General features: G+C 66.5%; 10 protein-coding genes. 5 read left to right on the top strand and 5 right to left on the bottom strand.

Annotated elements, in window-relative coordinates; genetic code table 11:
- Positions 1–18: 18 nt before the first annotated feature.
- The 3 genes from GQ464_RS15885 to GQ464_RS15875 all read right to left on the bottom strand — a co-directional run bounded on the left by GQ464_RS15885 (position 19) and on the right by GQ464_RS15875 (position 5,326).
- The gene (locus tag GQ464_RS15885) at positions 19–3,228 is read right to left on the bottom strand and encodes a SusC/RagA family TonB-linked outer membrane protein (RefSeq protein WP_166973463.1); all 3,210 of its coding nucleotides are present in this window, start codon (positions 3,226–3,228) and stop codon (positions 19–21) included.
- Between the two features lie 337 nt (positions 3,229–3,565).
- A complete protein-coding gene (locus tag GQ464_RS15880) occupies positions 3,566–4,324 on the bottom strand; it encodes a flavodoxin family protein (RefSeq protein WP_166973460.1) in 759 nt (252 codons plus the stop codon).
- 57 nt (positions 4,325–4,381) lie between these two features.
- On the bottom strand, positions 4,382–5,326 hold the full coding sequence (locus tag GQ464_RS15875; protein WP_166973457.1) for a ring-cleaving dioxygenase: 945 nt from the start codon (positions 5,324–5,326) through the stop codon (positions 4,382–4,384).
- Between the two features lie 185 nt (positions 5,327–5,511).
- Here GQ464_RS15875 and GQ464_RS15870 point away from each other — a divergent pair, with 185 nt between their 5' ends.
- Positions 5,512–6,456 carry a bifunctional helix-turn-helix transcriptional regulator/GNAT family N-acetyltransferase gene (locus tag GQ464_RS15870; protein ID WP_228350360.1) on the top strand — a complete coding sequence of 315 codons (945 nt, stop codon included), beginning with the start codon at positions 5,512–5,514 and terminating at the stop codon, positions 6,454–6,456.
- A 572-nt stretch (positions 6,457–7,028) separates the two neighbouring features.
- Here the strand turns inward: GQ464_RS15870 and GQ464_RS15865 are convergent.
- Both GQ464_RS15865 and GQ464_RS15860 read right to left on the bottom strand, forming a co-directional pair.
- A complete protein-coding gene (locus GQ464_RS15865; RefSeq protein WP_166977120.1) occupies positions 7,029–7,451 on the bottom strand; it encodes an ArsI/CadI family heavy metal resistance metalloenzyme in 423 nt (140 codons plus the stop codon).
- 188 nt (positions 7,452–7,639) lie between these two features.
- Entirely contained in the window at positions 7,640–8,221 is a 582-nt protein-coding gene (locus GQ464_RS15860; RefSeq protein ID WP_166977118.1) for a sigma-70 family RNA polymerase sigma factor, read from the bottom strand.
- Between the two features lie 865 nt (positions 8,222–9,086).
- Between GQ464_RS15860 and GQ464_RS15855 the strand changes: the two genes are divergently transcribed.
- The 4 genes from GQ464_RS15855 to GQ464_RS15840 all read left to right on the top strand — a co-directional run bounded on the left by GQ464_RS15855 (position 9,087) and on the right by GQ464_RS15840 (position 16,369).
- Positions 9,087–9,464: a cupin domain-containing protein gene (locus tag GQ464_RS15855; RefSeq protein WP_166977116.1), complete on the top strand. Its 378-nt coding sequence runs from the start codon at positions 9,087–9,089 to the stop codon at positions 9,462–9,464.
- Between the two features lie 84 nt (positions 9,465–9,548).
- A complete protein-coding gene (locus tag GQ464_RS15850) occupies positions 9,549–10,004 on the top strand; it encodes a hypothetical protein (RefSeq protein WP_166977114.1) in 456 nt (151 codons plus the stop codon).
- Positions 10,005–10,110: 106 nt separating this feature from the next.
- A complete protein-coding gene (gene aroB, locus GQ464_RS15845; protein WP_166977112.1) occupies positions 10,111–11,214 on the top strand; it encodes a 3-dehydroquinate synthase in 1,104 nt (367 codons plus the stop codon).
- Positions 11,215–11,554: 340 nt separating this feature from the next.
- Positions 11,555–16,369, top strand: a complete 4,815-nt coding sequence (locus GQ464_RS15840; RefSeq protein ID WP_166977110.1) for a translocation/assembly module TamB domain-containing protein — start codon at positions 11,555–11,557, stop codon at positions 16,367–16,369.
- Positions 16,370–16,531: the final 162 nt, after the last annotated feature.

Below are 16,531 nucleotides of genomic sequence, written 5' to 3'. Positions count from 1 at the left end.
TTAACGTGCAACGCCTCACTACAGGCCCATGCGGAGGGTGAAGACGAAGGTGCGCGGGATGGCAAAGCCGAAGGCCTCGACACCGTCCAGGAAGTTCTGGTCGAGCTGGCTGCCGGCACCCCGCCCGACGGCGTTCAACTCGGGATCGACGCCGTCGTACTTCGTCCACAGGGCCAGGTTACGGGCGGCGATCGAGAGCGAGAGGTTCCGCACCCGCAGCCGGTCCGTAATCGAACGCGGGAAGTTGTACGTCAGGCTCGCCTCGCGCCAGCGAACAAAGTCGGCCGGCTTGATGGTGTTGAGCCCGCTGAAGGGCGAGAGAGCCAGCAGCTCGTTGAGCCACACCTTGAGCGCCTCGAGCCGCACGTTCGGATCGTTCTGCGGGTTGCCGTTGGCGTCCACCCCGCCGGTGATATAGTCCAGTTCCACTTTGGCGGACTTCGGCGTGTTGCGGCCGATGACCGGGTTGGCGTTTCGGAAGGCCCCGGTCAGGTTGTTGACGTAGTAGTTGCCCGTCTTGTACTCGAAGAGGGTGTAGAAGGTGAAGTTGCCCAGGAACTTGACCGAGGCCCCGAAGGAGCCGGACCAGTCCGGCGTCGGCTTGCCCAGGAAGTGGGTCAGGTTCCCCGTGAGGGCGTCATCCGGGTTGGGGTCGTCAGCCAGGAGGACGACGGTCGTCGTGTTGGGCAGGCGGGCACTGCTCGGGGTCAGGCCGGCCAGGTAGTCGAGCACCTGGGCCTCGGTGTCCGGGCTGCCATCGCCGTTGAAGTCGACGGGGAGAGAGCCGGCCGGTACCTCCAGCAGTTTCGCGCCGAAGTTGGTGCCGGGCGCGTAGCCCTCGACGATGTAGTTCCGGTAGCGGGGGTAGCTCCCACCCACTTTGATCGGGGGCGCCCCGCCCATGTCGGTGACCTGCTCCCACAGGTAGGCCGCGTTGGCGAACACGTTGACCGACGTCTGGGGGGTATTGTAGACCAGGGCGTTGACCTCCAGCTCCAGGCCCTTGGCCTTCAACTCGCCGATGTTGTCGAGCTGGCGTGCCCGGAAGCCGCCCGAGACGGGAAACTGCCGGTCGATGAGGGCATCCTTGACGGTGCGGTCCCAGTAGGTGGTTTCCAGGCCGAGGCGATCGTTGAACAGGCCCGCCTCCATGCCGAGCTCCCACTCGGTGGCGATCTCCGGCTTCAGCTCGGGGTTGCCCAGGTTGCTCGGCACGATGCCGGCGCCGTTCTGCGAGGAGATCGCGCCGTAGGTCGTCAGGGCGTCGAAGGCACCGGGCTGCAGGCCCGACTGCCCGATGGCCGTCCGGAACCGGAGGGACGAGATCGGCCCGATCGGGCGCCAGAATGCGGCGTCCGACGGGATGAACGAGGCCGAGAGCTTCGGATAGAAGATCGTGCTGAAGTCGGAGCCGAAGGCCGAGTTGGCATCGAGGCGCCCGCCGGCCGTGAGGTAGATGTAGTTGTTCAGGCCGATCTGCTCCTGGAAGAAGACGCCCACGTTGACGATCTCGGAGAAGAACTCGAAGACGTCCTCGACGGCGGCCGCCCCGGCCACGTTAAAGCCGGGACCGGGGAAGTTGACCCCGCTGCCCTGGAGGATGTCCTGGTTGGTGATGAAGCCCTGCGACCCGAACAGGAACGTGGACTCGATCTTCTCGGTGAGCTGGTGCTGCATCGTCCCCTTGACGTCGAAGGTCAGTTGCAGCGTGTTGGTGGTCCGGTTGTCGCGGCTGCCGTCGGGCTCGCTGCCCGAGAAGCCGTCGATGTTCCACCCGAAGGGGCGCACGTCGGTGTCCTTCTGCGTGGTGAAGTCGACGCCGAAGGTGCCGTCGAGCGTCAGGAAGTCGAGGGGCCGGTAGTTGGCGCCCAGCGTCCCGACGAACCGTTTGACGTGCTGCTGCAGTTCCTGCTGCATGGCCTCGTTGACCGTGGCGAAGGCCACCGTGCCGGTCTGGTTGTTGTAGCGGACCAGCTCCGGCTTGCTGAACTGGGCCAGCGAGGGCACGCCGTAGATGTTGTTGTTCGAGTCCATCGTCTCCATGAAGAAGTCCGTGTAGTTCGAGGTGATCCGGAACTGGAGACGATCTGTGGGGAAGATGTTCAGGCTGGCGGAGGCCTGGGCCCGCTTGACGACGTCCTCGACGCGCGTGAAGGCGCCCGGCGGATAGCGCCGCCCGTCCTTGCCGCCGAACGGCCCGTCCTCCCCGAACCAGCGCACGCTGGCGAAGTAGGTGATGCCCGGCGATCCGCCGCTGACCGAGGCCGCGTAGGTTTGCCCGTAGCCGGTCTCGTAGAGCTCTTCCATGAACTCGCGTTCGACGAGCTGGTAGGGACGCAGGCCGGGGATGTCCAGCCACTTGGCCATGGTGTCCGCCTGGGCCTGGGTCCGGGCGAAGCCGGTGTTCGGGTCATAGACCTTCGGATAGGCGCTGGCGACCTGCTGGATGGTGAAGTTGAAGCGCGGCGGTCCCACGTTGCCGCGCTTGGTGAAGATCTGGATGACGCCGTTGGAGGCCTCCGAGCCGTAGAGCGTGGCGGCGGCGGCGCCTTTCAGGACCTCGACGCGCTCGATGGCCTCGGGGTTGATGTCGTCCAGGCGGGAGGGCGAACCGCCCTCGTTGAACGTGAGGCCGCCGCCGTTGTTGGCCCGCACGCCGTCGATGTAGATGATGGGTTCGTTGCTCTGCGAGAGGCTGGCCGACCCCCGGATGCGGATGCGGGCGCCCTCCCCCGTCTGCCCGCCCGAGGGCAGGCCGACGAGACCGGGCTCACGCCCCTGCAAGATATCCGAGAAGGTCTGGATGGGTGCGGCCTGCAGCGCCGCGGCGTCGATCGTGGCAATCGAGTTGCCCAGCTTGCGTTTCTCGACCGGGCCGCCGGCCCCCGTCACGACGACCTCGTCCAGGTTGATCGCCGCCTCATCGAGCGTGATGTCGAGCGTCGTGGCCTGCCCGTCCAGGACGGTCACCTGGGCGCGGTGGGTACGGTAGCCCACGAAGCGCACCTCCAGGGCATGCGTCCCGGCCGGAACGTTCTCGATGAGAAACGCGCCGTCGAGGTTTGTGACGGCGCCCATATTCAGGTTCACGAGCAGGACCTGTGCCCCGGGAAGTACCTCTCCGGTGCCGCCTTCCCGCACGGTCCCTTCCAGCGTCCCCTGTGCCCATCCGGCCACCGGCAGGTACAACCACAGCAGGGCACACAAAGGTAGTATCCGTCCTTTCATCTGACACCTCCAAAGCTTGTCCAGGTGGTAAAAGCGAATCGGCCTAAGCAGTGTGCTCCGTGCAGGCACATCGCTCGAACCACACACCATCACCCGGATATAGCCTGGCCCCCTCGAACGGCAGGCGGACCGAGAACGACCCTGAAGGTCGAAAAGAACGGCGAGCAAGCTGACGTGGCGCGCACACAGAGGTCCTCCGGCAGCTAAGGGGCAGGAAGCGTGGTGGGGTCTTACGATGCAGGGTTGCAGAGCACTCCCACCCGAAAACTACGACAAGGCACCCCGCATTTCAAGAGAACTTAACGAGCCCCTTCCAAAAACCGGAAGCGCCGACCCTTCACCGGTGCTCGGGGTTGGGGTGATCGAACCGGCAGCCGGCATCCCACACCGAGCGCTGGTTGCCATGGGCGGGAATGCCACCGGCGTCTTTGAGCATCCGGGCCAGATGCATCAGGTTCCACGTCATGAACGTGGTGTTGCGCCGGGTGAAATCATTGTCGAAGCCGGCCCGGGAGCCGTCCGGGAGTTCGTCGCCGTAGCTGGGACCGGGTCCGGCCTCGCCGATCCATCCGGCATCGGCCTGCGGGGGAATCGTATAGCCGAGGTGTTGCAGGGCATAGAGGATGCTCATCGAGCAGTGCTTGATACCGTCCTCGTTGCCCGTGATGATGCAGCCGCCCACCTTGCCGTAGTACAGGTATTGCCCCTTCTCATTGAGCCGGCCGGACATCCCATAGAGCCGTTCGATCACCATCGAGCACACGGACGAGCGCTCGCCCAGCCAGATCGGTGATCCGATCACAAGGATGTCCGCCGCCATTACCTTTCTGAAGAGAGACGGCCAGTCGTCCTGTTCCCATCCGTGCCCGGTCATGTCGGGATAGACCCCGAAGGCGATGTCGTAGTCGACGGGTCGCAGCATCTCCGTCGCGACGCCGTTGGCCTCCATGATGGCCCGCGACACGTCGAGCAAGAGTTCGGTGTGCGACCGCTGCGGCGACGGCTTGAGTGTACAGTTCAGGAAGAGCGCGCGAAGGTCCGAGAAGTCCCAGTGGCTTTCGTCGCAGAGGGCCTGTTGCTTTTCGTTGAGCGGCATGATCGTTGGGGATGGTAGCGGATGCGTCGCACGTGCGTCGAGCGATGGCAGCCTTCGTTACGGAGCCGGCAGGGACGGCAGGGTGGCCTCGATCTCGCGGCGGCGTGCCTCCAGCCAGGGTGGCAGGACCAGCGACGTGCCCAGATGCTCCGGGGCCTCATCCACGGCGAAGCCCGGCCCGTCCGTGGCCAGTTCGAAGAGCACCCCGCCGGGCTCGCGGAAATAGACCGACCGAAACCAGAACCGGTCGATCGGCGGGGTGGGTTGCAGCCCGGCCGCCTCGATCCGGCGCCGGAGTGCCTGTTCTTCCTCGTCGTCCCGGACCCGCCAGGCGGCGTGGTGGACGCCCCCGGCCCCGCCGCGCCCCCGGGGTCCCTCCGGCACGACCCTCACGTCGACGAGTGCCCCGGACCCGCCGCCCTCGACGCCATAGCGATGCCACCCCGCCTCGGTGCCGCGCTTCTCGAAACCCATCAGTCCCGTCAACAGCGCTTCGGTCGGCGCCAGGTCCCGTTCCCACATCCGCACGGCATGCAACCCCCGCACCTGTCGCTCCGGCGGCACCGGCCCCTGAGCCCAGGGCGTGAAGTCGCGCGGGTCGCCCGTCTCGACGAGGGCCAGGCGCAGGCCGTGCGGGTCCTCGAAGGGCAGGGCCGTCTCGCCGAAGCGGGTCTCCGGCTCGGAGAATGCCCTCCCGCTTGCTCTGAGGCGTGCCTGCCAGTAGGCCAGGCTGCCGGGCGGCACGGCCAGCATCACTTCGACGATCTGGCCGGTCCCCGGACGGGCGCGCGGCAGGTCCGGCCACGGGAAGAACGTCAGGTCCGTTCCGGGGGTCCCCGCGCCGTCGGCATAGAAGAGGTGGTAGGTGTCCGGTGCGTCCTGGTTGACGCTCTTCTTGACCAGCCGCATCCCCAGCACCCCGGTGTAGAAGGCCAGGTTCTCCCGGGCGTCGCCGGCGATGGCCGTCACATGATGAAGACCGTGAACGATGGTTTTCTGCATGAGGCGCTCCTTCGGATACAGGGAGACAGACCAGATCGGACCTCACCCGGTTCCTTCCGGAGCAGAACACCCCGGAGAAATGGCTGAGCCTGGCCGGACCGGGAAGTGTTCGAATTTTTATTGACGAAGTCAATTATTCTGTTTACAATGTCAACAAATAGATCGTCCAATCCACGGAGGCCCCCATGAATACAGAGGCACTTGCAGCGCGTGTCAACACGGTCCGGCGATTCAATCGTTTCTATACCCGACAGCTCGGACTGCTACAGGATAGTTTTCTGCAGAGTCCTTTTTCTCTGCCTGAAGCTCGTGTGGTCTACGAACTGGCCCAGCACGAAGAGACGACAGCAAGCCGTCTTTGCCAGGAACTGGGCATGGACCCGGGCTACATGAGCCGGATCTTGCGCAGGCTGAAGCGACAGGGCTTCGTCGAAAAACGACCCTCCGAGCACGACGCCCGGCAATACCTGGTTTCCCTGACCGAGAAAGGGCAAAAGGCCTTCGCCGGGCTGAATGCAGCTTCCCGGAGCGACATCGAGCGGTTGTTGAGCAAGCTGTCGGACGAAGAGCAACGACGCCTGGTGCAGGCCATGAAGACCGTCGAGACCCTGCTCGGTGCTCCTCCTGAGCATCGGGCGTCCTACATTTTGCGCCCTCCTTATTCCGGCGATCTGGGTTGGGTGGTCCATCGCCACGGCGTGCTCTATCGCGAGGAATACGGGTGGAATGAAGAATTCGAAGCACTGGTCGCCGAGATCGTCGCCCGATTCGTTCAAAACTTCGATCCGGTGCGCGAACGCTGCTGGATCGCCGAGATGAACGGCGAAAACGTAGGCTCGGTCTTTCTCGTGAAAAAGACCGATACGACGGCCCAGTTGCGGCTACTGCTGGTGGAGCCCAAAGCGCGCGGGCTGGGCATCGGCAGGCGTCTGGTACAGGAATGCACACGATTCGCACGACAGGCCGGCTACAGCAAGATTGTGCTGTGGACCAACAACGTGCTCACGGCGGCGCGGCACATCTACGAACGAGAAGGCTACCGATTGCTTAAAGAAGAATCCCACCACAGCTTTGGCCAGGATCTCGTGGGCGAGTACTGGGAGCTGGCGCTCCAAGTGGACGCACGCTGACCCCGGACACCGGCACCGAAGCCCTTGATGGCTCATGCCCGAAGAGACTTTGTGACGAGCAGTGCTCTGCCTGCCCTCATGACCCATCGACCGGTATCGACAGCCTATGCCAGCACTTCGAGCAGCACCACGCCGAAGCACCAGCGCAGCCAGAACGGAGACTCGACCTCCCGGTAAGGAGCGTCGATGATCAGACGTCTCGCCTCATTCCGAAACAGTCTTTAACTGTCCACGGAATCAACGTACAGCAGCGCGCATTGCCGAGTCGAGGTCAGCCCACAGGTCTTCCGGGTCTTCAATACCAACGCCGAGTCAGTCGCAGGAGTGAAGGTGGCAAGTGTTCCTGTCCCGGCATCGCTAGCTCTCCGTTCAATTGTTGACGCTCCGAGGCTGGTAGCATGACGAACAAGCCTGACGTTTCGGCAGGCAACATCCGCAATCTCCGCCCCTCCAAGCAGGTCGAACGAAATGACGGAAAGTCGCCCGCCGGACGGGGCTACGGGAGCACCGGCGTTCGGACGAGCCGGAACGCCGGCGCCCCGTACCGACCTGCAGCGACGGGAGCTACCGCCCTAACAGCACACCGCCTCTTGTGTACCCTCCACGGCAGGAGCCTTCACGGCGAAGTACGTCTTCGCCTCACCACGCGTGTAGAACACCTCCCACGCGACGCCCTGCTGGTCCACCACCCACGTCTTGTCCGAGTTCGCATAGCAGCACGTCGTCTCCCCCTCATTGTTGACCGTGCCCCCGGCCCGGCCGACCCGCTCCCGGAGTTCCTCCAGCTCTTCCGGCGTTTCGGCCTGAATGCCGAGGTGTTCGATTCCGAAGGCGTCTTCTTTCTCAGCCACGGAGAAGTTCACCCGGGGATCATCAAGCATCCACTTCGCATAGTCCGGTTTTCGCTTCGTTGGTTCGGTTCCGAACAGGGCGGAGTAGAAGGCAACAGCCTCGTCGATGTTCTTGACGCGCAGCATGACGTGCATCCGTTTCATGAGTCTGCCAGGCTGAACCTGCGGCTAGTTGGTGTTGTCGTCGAACAGGCACCGTGCACTGCTCGCCCCTGTAGTCGCAGGGGCGGAAAAAAGGACGCAACCCTCACAAAATCTTCACACGCATCTTTCAAACGAGGGTTGTCCGAAGCGAGCCTGCGTTCGCTGCGCTCATTTGAAGGGAGTTGACCTCAGCGCGGATCGCGCCTGAGACGCCGGAACGCCGTCACGCGGGCATCGGGACCGAACTCGATCGCGCAACACGACCGAAGCGCCTTCCCAAGCAGGGCACGGGCACGCCGGACCCGCGACTTCGCTCCGCTCAGCGAAAGGCCGAGAGCATCGGCGACCTCCTGCAGGGTGCGCCCTTCGAAGTCGGCCATGATAAGTGCACGGCCGTATGCCTCGGGCAACTCCTCCGCCATGGGACGGAGCCATGAGAGCACTTCCTCGTGAACGACATGATCGCCGTCGTAGGCCGCAAGGTTCTCCGGCGGCTGCGCGTCCGGATCTGCCTCCTCAACCACACCCGTTGCCTTCCCGGAGACCGGTTCGCGCTTTCGATAGAAGTCAGCGATGGCATGACGGGCGATACCGTAGATCCACGCCTCGACCCGCCGGTCGTCGCGAAGCGAGGCAGCGGCACGGTGGAGGCGGAGGAGGATGTCCTGGAGCACGTCGTCAACCTCCCCGGCCGGAACGCGCCGAGCGACGAAGTTTCGCAGGCCATCGAGTACATGGAGCCATACCGGCTCGTGCTCTCGTTCGGTCATTCCTGCCAGCCCGAGGGTTCGGTGGATGGTATACGGGGGTGGATCTGAGTGATGTCGCCCCGGCGGGGACCTCCACCCACATCCAGCACGTCGGACGGTTTTCTACGTCTTCAGGTACAACTTTCTCCACCTGATCGCTTCTTTCTCGCCGGTTGTCTTCCCCGGTACCCTTGACAGGGGTAGGTATTCATATAGCGTTGGTCCATGCTGCTGAAGGCGTCGTTGTGCAGCGCAATGTAGCCGCACCCTTTATGGGTGCGCCCCCCAGCCCACTGGAGAGCCCGGGCCGACGGGACGCGCAACGCGTCCAGATCCGCGGCTACACGTGGGCAGCCCGGGCTAACGGGACGCGCAACGCGTCCAGATCCGCGGCTACATGTGGGCCGTTCGCAAAGGCAGCCATGCCCTCCATAACCACGACCTCCGCTGTAGACCACGTTCAGGAAAAAGACATCGTCAGTTCCTGCGGAAGCCTCCGGTTTCCGCGAAGGCGGGACGCCCGTCCGTAGGCTCCGTTTTCCAGATCCCCAATCAAGTTGGGGATGACAGATCGAAAGGGCTCTATGGGTCTCAAAAGCCACTTTCTGTGAATACCTACCCTTGTCAACCGGTACCCGGGAAGCAGAAGAGGTGTGTGATCATCCCGCCCTGAAAAATCACGATGAGATGATCTCCAGCAGCCAGCGACTGCCGTCACGCCTGAACCCCGCATGCCTGAAGAGCGACGAAGACCCGCGGTGTGTGGACGAGTTTCCTATCAGTTCCCGGTCCCCTTTGGGATTTTGCTGAGCACGAGTGCGTTGCATGCATCCGCCTCCCGGTGTACCTTGTTTTCCCCTCGCCCCTTCATTCAGCCCTCTCCCCCATGAGCCTTGTATCCTTCTATCGCTGGGACGACCTGGAACGGGAACGGGTCAACGACCTGCTCGACCGGCGCCTGATCACCGGTGAACGCGTCATGCTGGCCCACGTCTACCTCAAGAAAGGCTGCATCGTCCCGAAACACCGGCACGTGAACGAGCAGATCACCTACGTCCTGGAGGGGGCGCTGCGCTTCTGGATCGGGGAAGACGAACGCGAGGAGGTGATCGTGCACGCGGGGGAGGTACTGCACATCCCGTCGAACGTGCCCCACAAAGCCGAGGCGCTCGAAGACACGCTGGACGTGGACATTTTCAGCCCGCCCCGCCAGGACTGGCTTGACAAAACCGACGACTACCTCCGAAGCTCGCCGGGGAACTGATCCGGCCGGGCACGCATTTTTTGCCTTGCGTGGTCTTCTCGCGCCCCCTTATTTGGGCCGGAAAGGAATCCTTTTGGAGGTACCATGTCCTGTCGCCCGGCCGTGCTCTGGTTTCTCTTGCCGCTTGTCCTGGGGGGATGCGGGCGCCAGTTCACCGCATTGCAAGAGGACCCTCTCCTCGACGTGGTCCGTATCGGAGAAACGTTCGTGCTCGCCCAGGGCGAAGAAACCGGCATCGAAGGCACCGGCCTGCGACTCCGTTTCCTTCTCGTCACGGAAGACAGCCGCTGCCCCCGGAACGTGAACTGCCCGACGGCCGGCTCGGCCAGCATCCTGTTGCGCACCCTCGACGAGGAGGAACGGCCGGTGCAGTTCATCCTGTCCATTCCCGGGCTTGTGCCGGTACCGTACCTGCAGAACACCGTCGTGCAGCACCGTGCGCTGCGCTTTCAACTCGTCCAGCTCGATCCCTATCCGGAGCACAACCGGCCGCCGATCACGCAGGAGGAATACCGGGCCTATCTCATCGTGGAACCCTGAGCTTTTTCGTCGATCCTTTGCGCCGGCCTCCGGCGATGCGGCACCGGAGGCCGTATCTTACCCCTGTGCCGCCGGCACGACCCTCCCCAGCCGGTCTCTCGTTCCCATGACGCACCCCGACCTCTCGCCGATCCGTATCGACCTGGGCCCGCAGCGAGGATACGACGTCGTCTTCCAACCGCTCGAGGAGGTGCCGGAACGGATGGCGGCGGCCGGGCTGCGACCGGGGCGCTGCCTCGTGGTCACGGACGAGCACGTGGCGGCCCACTACCGCGCCCCGCTCGAAGCAGCCCTGGTCGCGGCCGGCTGGAGCCCGCTGACGGCGGTGCTCCCCCCCGGCGAGACGACCAAGTCCGCCGAACACCTGCACCGGCTCTACGACCTGGCGCTCGCCCACGGCATCGACCGCAAGACCCCCGTGCTGGCCCTGGGCGGCGGCGTCGTGGGCGACCTGGCCGGGTATGTGGCCGCCACCCTGCTCCGGGGCCTCCCCTTCGTCCAGCTCCCGACCACCCTCATCGCCCAGGTGGACAGCGCCCTGGGCGGTAAGACCGGCATCAACCACCCACTCGGCAAAAACCTCATCGGGGCCTTTCACCAGCCGGTGTTCGTCTGTGCCGACCTCCGGACGCTCGACACCCTCCCCGAACGCGAGTGGACGAGCGGCCTGGCCGAAGTCGTCAAGCACGCCCTCATCGCCGACGCCGCCTTCTTCACCTTCCTCCAGGATCACTGGCACCCCCTGCTTGAACGCCGGCCCGACGTGGTCGCCCGGACCGTGCACCGTGCAGCGGCCATCAAGGCGGCCATCGTCAGCGAGGACGAGCGGGAGCACGGCCGGCGCGCCCTGCTCAACTTCGGCCACACGTTCGGCCACGCCATCGAAAAGGTGACCGGCTACGGGCACTTCACCCACGGCGAGGCCGTGGCCCTGGGCATGCGGGCCGCCCTCCACCTGTCCCATACCCTCCATCCCGACTTTCCCCTGGACGTAGCGGACGCACTCGTCCGCCGCATCCCGGTGCCGGAGGGGCTGGCAACCTATCCGATCGAGAAACTCCTGGCTGCGATGCGGGTGGACAAAAAGGTCGAGGCCGGCACGGTGCACTTCGTCGTGCTCCGCCGCATCGGGGCGGCCTACGTGACCGGCACCGTTCCCCCGGCGGCCGTGGAGGCCGCCTGGACCTTTGCCCGCACCATGCCGTCCTGAGGCCGGGCCGGGGCAGGAAGATCCGGAGAAATCCCGTTTTATCCCCCGCCTTTGCGGCACCCCGGTCCGTTTTCCTCGTTCAAGGGAACGTTCACCCACCGGTGCCGTCTCCTGATCGCTTCTCGCAAGAAATCCGGCAGCGGGTCATCCGGATTTCAGTTACCGGCCTCCACCGCCCTCCGGGTGAGCGGTCTACGACCGGGGGAGGGACGCGTCCCTGAAGCCCCCCGCCCGCGGTGCCGGGAGAACCACGGCGTGATGCGGCCCCGCGTCCCGCCGCTCCGGGCAACCCGCCTGCTTCCCGGAAGGCCCCGCCTTCGCCACCACACGCCCATACGCCTTGCCCTTCCGCCTGCTGATACATATCCCGCGCAAGGTGCTCGCCCTCGCGCTGTATGCGGTGCTGGGCCTCATCGTCCTCTTCTTCGCTCTGACCCGAACCGAAGTCGGGCGGGATGCGGTACGCCGGGCCATCGAGATGCGCTTTGCCGCCACGTTCGAGGGGCGGCTCTACATCGGCAAGCTCACCGGCAACCTGGTCAACACCCTGTGGGCCCGCGACGTGCGGCTCTACGACCCCGAGGGCCGGCTCGTGCTCGCGGTCGACTCGGTGGTGGCACGCCCGCGCCTGCGCCAGTTGTTTCGTCGCGCGGTGGGCCTGGGCATGCTCGAACTCTTCCGGCCGGTGGCCCGGCTGCACCGCGCCGAAGACGGCACGTGGAACGTGGCCGCCGCCCTGCGCCCGCGCCGACCCGACACGACGGCCGCCCCTCCCTGGGACTTCTCTTCGGCCGACCTGCGCGTGGTCGACGGGCGGGTCTTCACCACGCGCGACGGCCCGCCCCCGCCCGCCGTCCGCCGGGGCGACGTCTTCGACTACACCCGCGCCGTCATCGACACGCTGGCGCTGCAGGCCACCATCGACTGGCGACCTGGCCTCCGGCAGATCGACCTGCTTCACCTGCACGCCCGGCTGGACACCCCGCGCTTCGCGATCGACGCGATGGACGGCCAGTTCGTCTGGCAGGACAGCGTGCTGGCGATCCCCCAGTTCGAGCTGAAGGCGGGGGGCACCGAGCTGTCCCTGGACGGGGCCGTGCACGATCCGGCCGCCCTCCTCGGCGGGGCGTTCCGGCAGGCCTCGCTGGACCTGAACCTGGCACCCGGCCGCCTCGACTTCGATGCCCTCCGTCGCCTCTTTCCGTCCCTGCCCCTGGCCGACGCGGTCCGCATGGAAGCCCGGCTGCAAGGGCCGGTGCCGGCACTCGTCGTCGAGCGGTTCACCCTCGAACGCGGACGGACCCGCATCGCCGGCGGGGGCACCCTCTTCGGCCTGCCGGATTCGCTCGACTTCGAACTGGCTTTCCGGCGGAACGTGCTGCGTACCCGCGACCTGCAGGCCGTGCTGCCCGGCATGTCCCTCTGGCGACAGATCCGGCTCGACAGCCTGGTGGCCGAGCTCTATACCGTGGGGGTGGTGCCACTCCGGAAGACGGACCACCGGACGCCGGTCCGGGTCAACGCCACCGTAGACCTCCAGAGCCGCACCGGCAAGGTGGTGGGCACCCTCGGCCTGCGGCAAGACCCCGGCCGCCCCCCCGGCTTCGCGGCCAACCTGTACGCCGAAGCCCTGAACCTGGGCCGGCTCCTGAGACGCCCGGCGCTCCGTACCGCCCTCTACGGGCACATCATCGCCGAGGGAACGGGCAACACCCTCGACAGCCTGGCCGGGCACCTTACCATGAGCCTCCAGCAGACCGACCTCGCCGGGCTCCGCGTGGATTCGCTCTACCTGGACGTCACCGCGGACCGGCGGCACTTCACCGGACGGGTCCTCGTGGAACAGGGTACGGCGGATGCCCGTCGCGGCCGCCTGACCGCCGGCTTCACCCTCGACGCCCGCCCCGGCCTCCCCACCTACCGGCTCGACGCCGTCGCCCGTGCGTTCGACCTGGGACGCCTGCTCGGGCATGACTCGCTCGCGACACGCCTGAACGCCCGCCTGGCCCTCGACGGAACCGGACGCGCCGACCCGGACCTCCGGGGCACCCTCACCCTCGCCTTCGACACCTCCACCATCCGCCTCGGCGCCGTCGAACGAACCCTCCCCCCCCACCGGAACCGGCTGCACCTGGCGGCACGCCATGAAGCCGGCCCCCGCCTCACCCTCTCCGGCGACCTCGCCACGCTCCGCCTCGAAGGGGACGTGCCGCTCGACGTCACCGCCGGGCTGGGCCGCCTCTGGGGTGAAACGCTGGCCGGAACCCTGCGCCACCACCTCGACAAACCCTATCGCTCAAACACAGCGCCCGAACCGCCCGCTCCCGTAGACGAAACCAGACGGGCACAGGCACGGGCCGCCCTCACCGCCGCCGGGCTGGATTCGCTGGCCGTCAGCGTCACACTCCGCCTGCATCGCTCCGGCATCCTCGCGGCCTTCCTCCCGACCCTGCCGCCCCTGGCCACCGACCTCGACGCCGACCTCACGCTGATCGCCGACGCCGACCACTTCCGCCTCGATGGCACGTTCCGCGCCGACTCGCTCCACTTCGGCACGGCGCAGGAACCGGACGGAACCCGGTCCGACCCGGCGGTGCGCCTCGACACGCTCCGGGCCGGCCTGCACGCTGCCGCCGTCCTCGTCCCGGACACCCTCGCCGCCCCGGATCCCCGCGGCCCGGCCCCCCACCGCCCCGTCTTTACCACCCGGTTCGACGCCCGGGCGGACTCCGTCGCTTTTGCCACGGGCACCGGCGGCGTGCAGGGTTTCCCCGCCCCCACCCTCCGCCTGCGCTTCGACAGGCAACGGGCCACGCTCGAACTGGCCACCGCCACCCGGCCGGACGGCAGCGCCCTGCACCTGGCCGCTTCCCTCGACCTGCTCGACGACCGCAACCGCCTCACCCTGGACACGCTTCACCTCGCCACCAGCGACTACGTCTTCGTCAACCCCGAACCGGCGGCGGTCGACCTCTACGCCGACGCGGTAGTCGTGCCCGGGCTCCTCATCGAAAGCCGGACCACCGCGCAGCAGGTACGCACCGAGACACAGCGCCTGCGGGTGCGGGGTACCCTCTCCGCCTCCCCCGAGGACACGGTCTTCGTCGAGGCCGAGGCCGTCGCCCTGCGCCGGCTCACCGACGTGCTGGCCTTCAAGCCCCGCTTCGGTGGCCGGCTCGACGGGCGCCTTGCCCTCACCGGCGGCCTGCAACGCCCCGAGCTGACCGGCACGCTGAACGTCGAGGCGTTTGCGCTGAACCGGCACATCCTGGGCGACCTGACCGTGAGCAGCCGCTACGTACCGGGTCGCCCGGACGTGGCGCTCGCCCTGACCCTGCACCCCACCCGCTCGCCCGACACCACCTTCGTCCACGGCACCACGCTCCCGGCCGTCGTCACCCGGAACCGCCTCCACCTCGACGGCCTGCTGCGCCTACCCCGCCGCGACGCCGCCGGCACCGTCGAGGACCCCGGCGCCCTCGACCTCACCCTCGACGTAACACGCGCCGACCTGTTCTTCTTCGAACTGATCATCGGAGCGCTCGCCAACGTCGAGGGCTACGCCACCGGGCAGGGCGCCATCCGTGGCACCTTTGCCCGCCCCGTCTTTCAGGCCGGCCTCGCCGTCCGGGATGCCGCCTTCGACGTACCCGCGCTGAACCTGCACCTGCGCGGCGGCGCCGAGGTCGCCGTGGATGCCGACGCCATCCGCATCCGGCAGGCCACCTTCACCGACAAGACCGGCGGGAGCCTGGACCTCACCGGCGACGTGCACTTCAACGACTACGCTTTCTTCTCCTTCGACCTGACCGGCCACCTGGACCGCGTCGAGGTGATCGACGTGGCCGCCTCCGACGAACTCCCCTTCTACGGGCACATCCGGGCCAGCGGCACCGCCACCCTCACCGGCCCCCTCTACAATGCCCACCTGCGTTCGACCAACGCCGTCACGACGCCCGACAGCGAGCTGTTCATCCCGGTCAACGAAACCGCCGACGCAAGCGACGAGGGCTTCATCCTCTTTGCCGACTCGACCGGCCGGCTCCCCGACCTGCGCGCCCGCACCCGCCGGGCCAACATCCTGGCGGGACGGCCGGAAGGCGAACGCCCCTTCCTCGAAGGCATCGACCTCGACATCGACCTCTACGCTCCCCCCGGTTCGACGGTGCACCTGGTCATCGACCCGCTCCTGGGCGACGTCATCAATGCCGTCGGCAGCGGGCGCATCCAGTTGCAACGGCGCGAAGGCGAATTCTTCACCTTCGGCACGTTCCGCGTCGACGGCGGCGACTACCTCTTCACCGCCGGGGAGGTCTTCGTGCGGCGCTTTCTCATCGAAAACGGCGGCACCCTCACCTGGGACGGCGATCCGATCAACGCCCTGATGGACATCCCGGCCTCCTACCGCACGCGGGCCTCACGGGCCGGCCTGCCCGTCCTGGGCGATGCCAGCGACACCTCGCTGATTCCCCTCATCGTCCGCCTCCAGATCTCCGGGCGGGTCACCGCCCCGCAGGTCCAGCTGAGCCTGGCCATCGACCGGAGCGCCCAGAGCCGCCTGGGCGCCTACGAGGGGCTGGAGGCCCTGCTGAACCAGCCCGAACGCGCCACCGAATACGCCACCAGCGTGCTGCTGACGAACTCGTTCCGCCTCACCACCACCAGCCTCGACAACGCCGCCGGCAGCCAGCTCGCCTTCAACAGCGTCTCCCAACTCGTCTCCAACCAGCTCAACCGTTTCCTGAACCAGGCCCTCCCGAACGTCGACTTCAGCTTCGGCCTTCAGGGCGAGAACGCCCAGGACCTCGACGTCACCTACGGCGTGGCCCTCCGCCTGCTCGACGAACGCCTGATCATCCGGGGCGAAGGGGTCTACCAGGGTTCCGGCACCGACGAGCTCCGCAACGAAAGCCTGCAGGGGGAATTCGTCGTCGAAGTCCGCCTGAACCCGAACGTCTCCGTCGAGATCTTCTACCGGCGCGAGGGGGACGTGCTGGCCGAAAACGCGGCCCTGACGAACACCACCGGCGCCGGCCTCTCGTACCAGACCGAGTTCTCGACGTGGCGCAGCCTGTTTCGAAAACTTTTCAGCTGGCTCCTGCCCGAAAAAGACGAAGCGCCCCCGCCCGGCGACCGGGTCGCCACCGGCGAATGACCCCGCTCCGCGTACCTTCCCGGAAACGCAGGGCGTACCGGCGTCGTGTCTAACAGGTGATGCGGGGCAGGCCGAAGCAAGGCCTCGACAGCAACGAGAATCCTTTCCACCAACCCTTTTCCAACGTGGCACAAAACAGAAAGAACAAGAAAAACACCCGAT

Origin of the sequence: Rhodocaloribacter litoris (genome assembly GCF_011682235.2) — a bacterium.
Taxonomy (GTDB): domain Bacteria; phylum Bacteroidota; class Rhodothermia; order Rhodothermales; family ISCAR-4553; genus Rhodocaloribacter; species Rhodocaloribacter litoris.
The sequence above is the reverse complement of the archived record's forward strand: the minus strand, read 5'-3'. Positions and strand labels throughout refer to the sequence as shown.

What these genes read in the sequence shown, in the direction of transcription:
- GQ464_RS15855 (WP_166977116.1), top strand. Translation starts at nt 9,087, where the DNA reads ATGAGCCTTGTATCCTTCTATCGCTGGGACGACCTGGAACGGGAACGG.
- GQ464_RS15870 (WP_228350360.1), top strand. Translation starts at nt 5,512, where the DNA reads ATGAATACAGAGGCACTTGCAGCGCGTGTCAACACGGTCCGGCGATTC.
- GQ464_RS15865 (WP_166977120.1), bottom strand. Translation starts at nt 7,451, where the DNA reads ATGAAACGGATGCACGTCATGCTGCGCGTCAAGAACATCGACGAGGCT.
- GQ464_RS15875 (WP_166973457.1), bottom strand. Translation starts at nt 5,326, where the DNA reads ATGCAGAAAACCATCGTTCACGGTCTTCATCATGTGACGGCCATCGCC.
- GQ464_RS15885 (WP_166973463.1), bottom strand. Translation starts at nt 3,228, where the DNA reads ATGAAAGGACGGATACTACCTTTGTGTGCCCTGCTGTGGTTGTACCTG.
- GQ464_RS15880 (WP_166973460.1), bottom strand. Translation starts at nt 4,324, where the DNA reads ATGCCGCTCAACGAAAAGCAACAGGCCCTCTGCGACGAAAGCCACTGG.
- aroB (WP_166977112.1), top strand. Translation starts at nt 10,111, where the DNA reads ATGACGCACCCCGACCTCTCGCCGATCCGTATCGACCTGGGCCCGCAG.
- GQ464_RS15860 (WP_166977118.1), bottom strand. Translation starts at nt 8,221, where the DNA reads ATGACCGAACGAGAGCACGAGCCGGTATGGCTCCATGTACTCGATGGC.
- GQ464_RS15850 (WP_166977114.1), top strand. Translation starts at nt 9,549, where the DNA reads ATGTCCTGTCGCCCGGCCGTGCTCTGGTTTCTCTTGCCGCTTGTCCTG.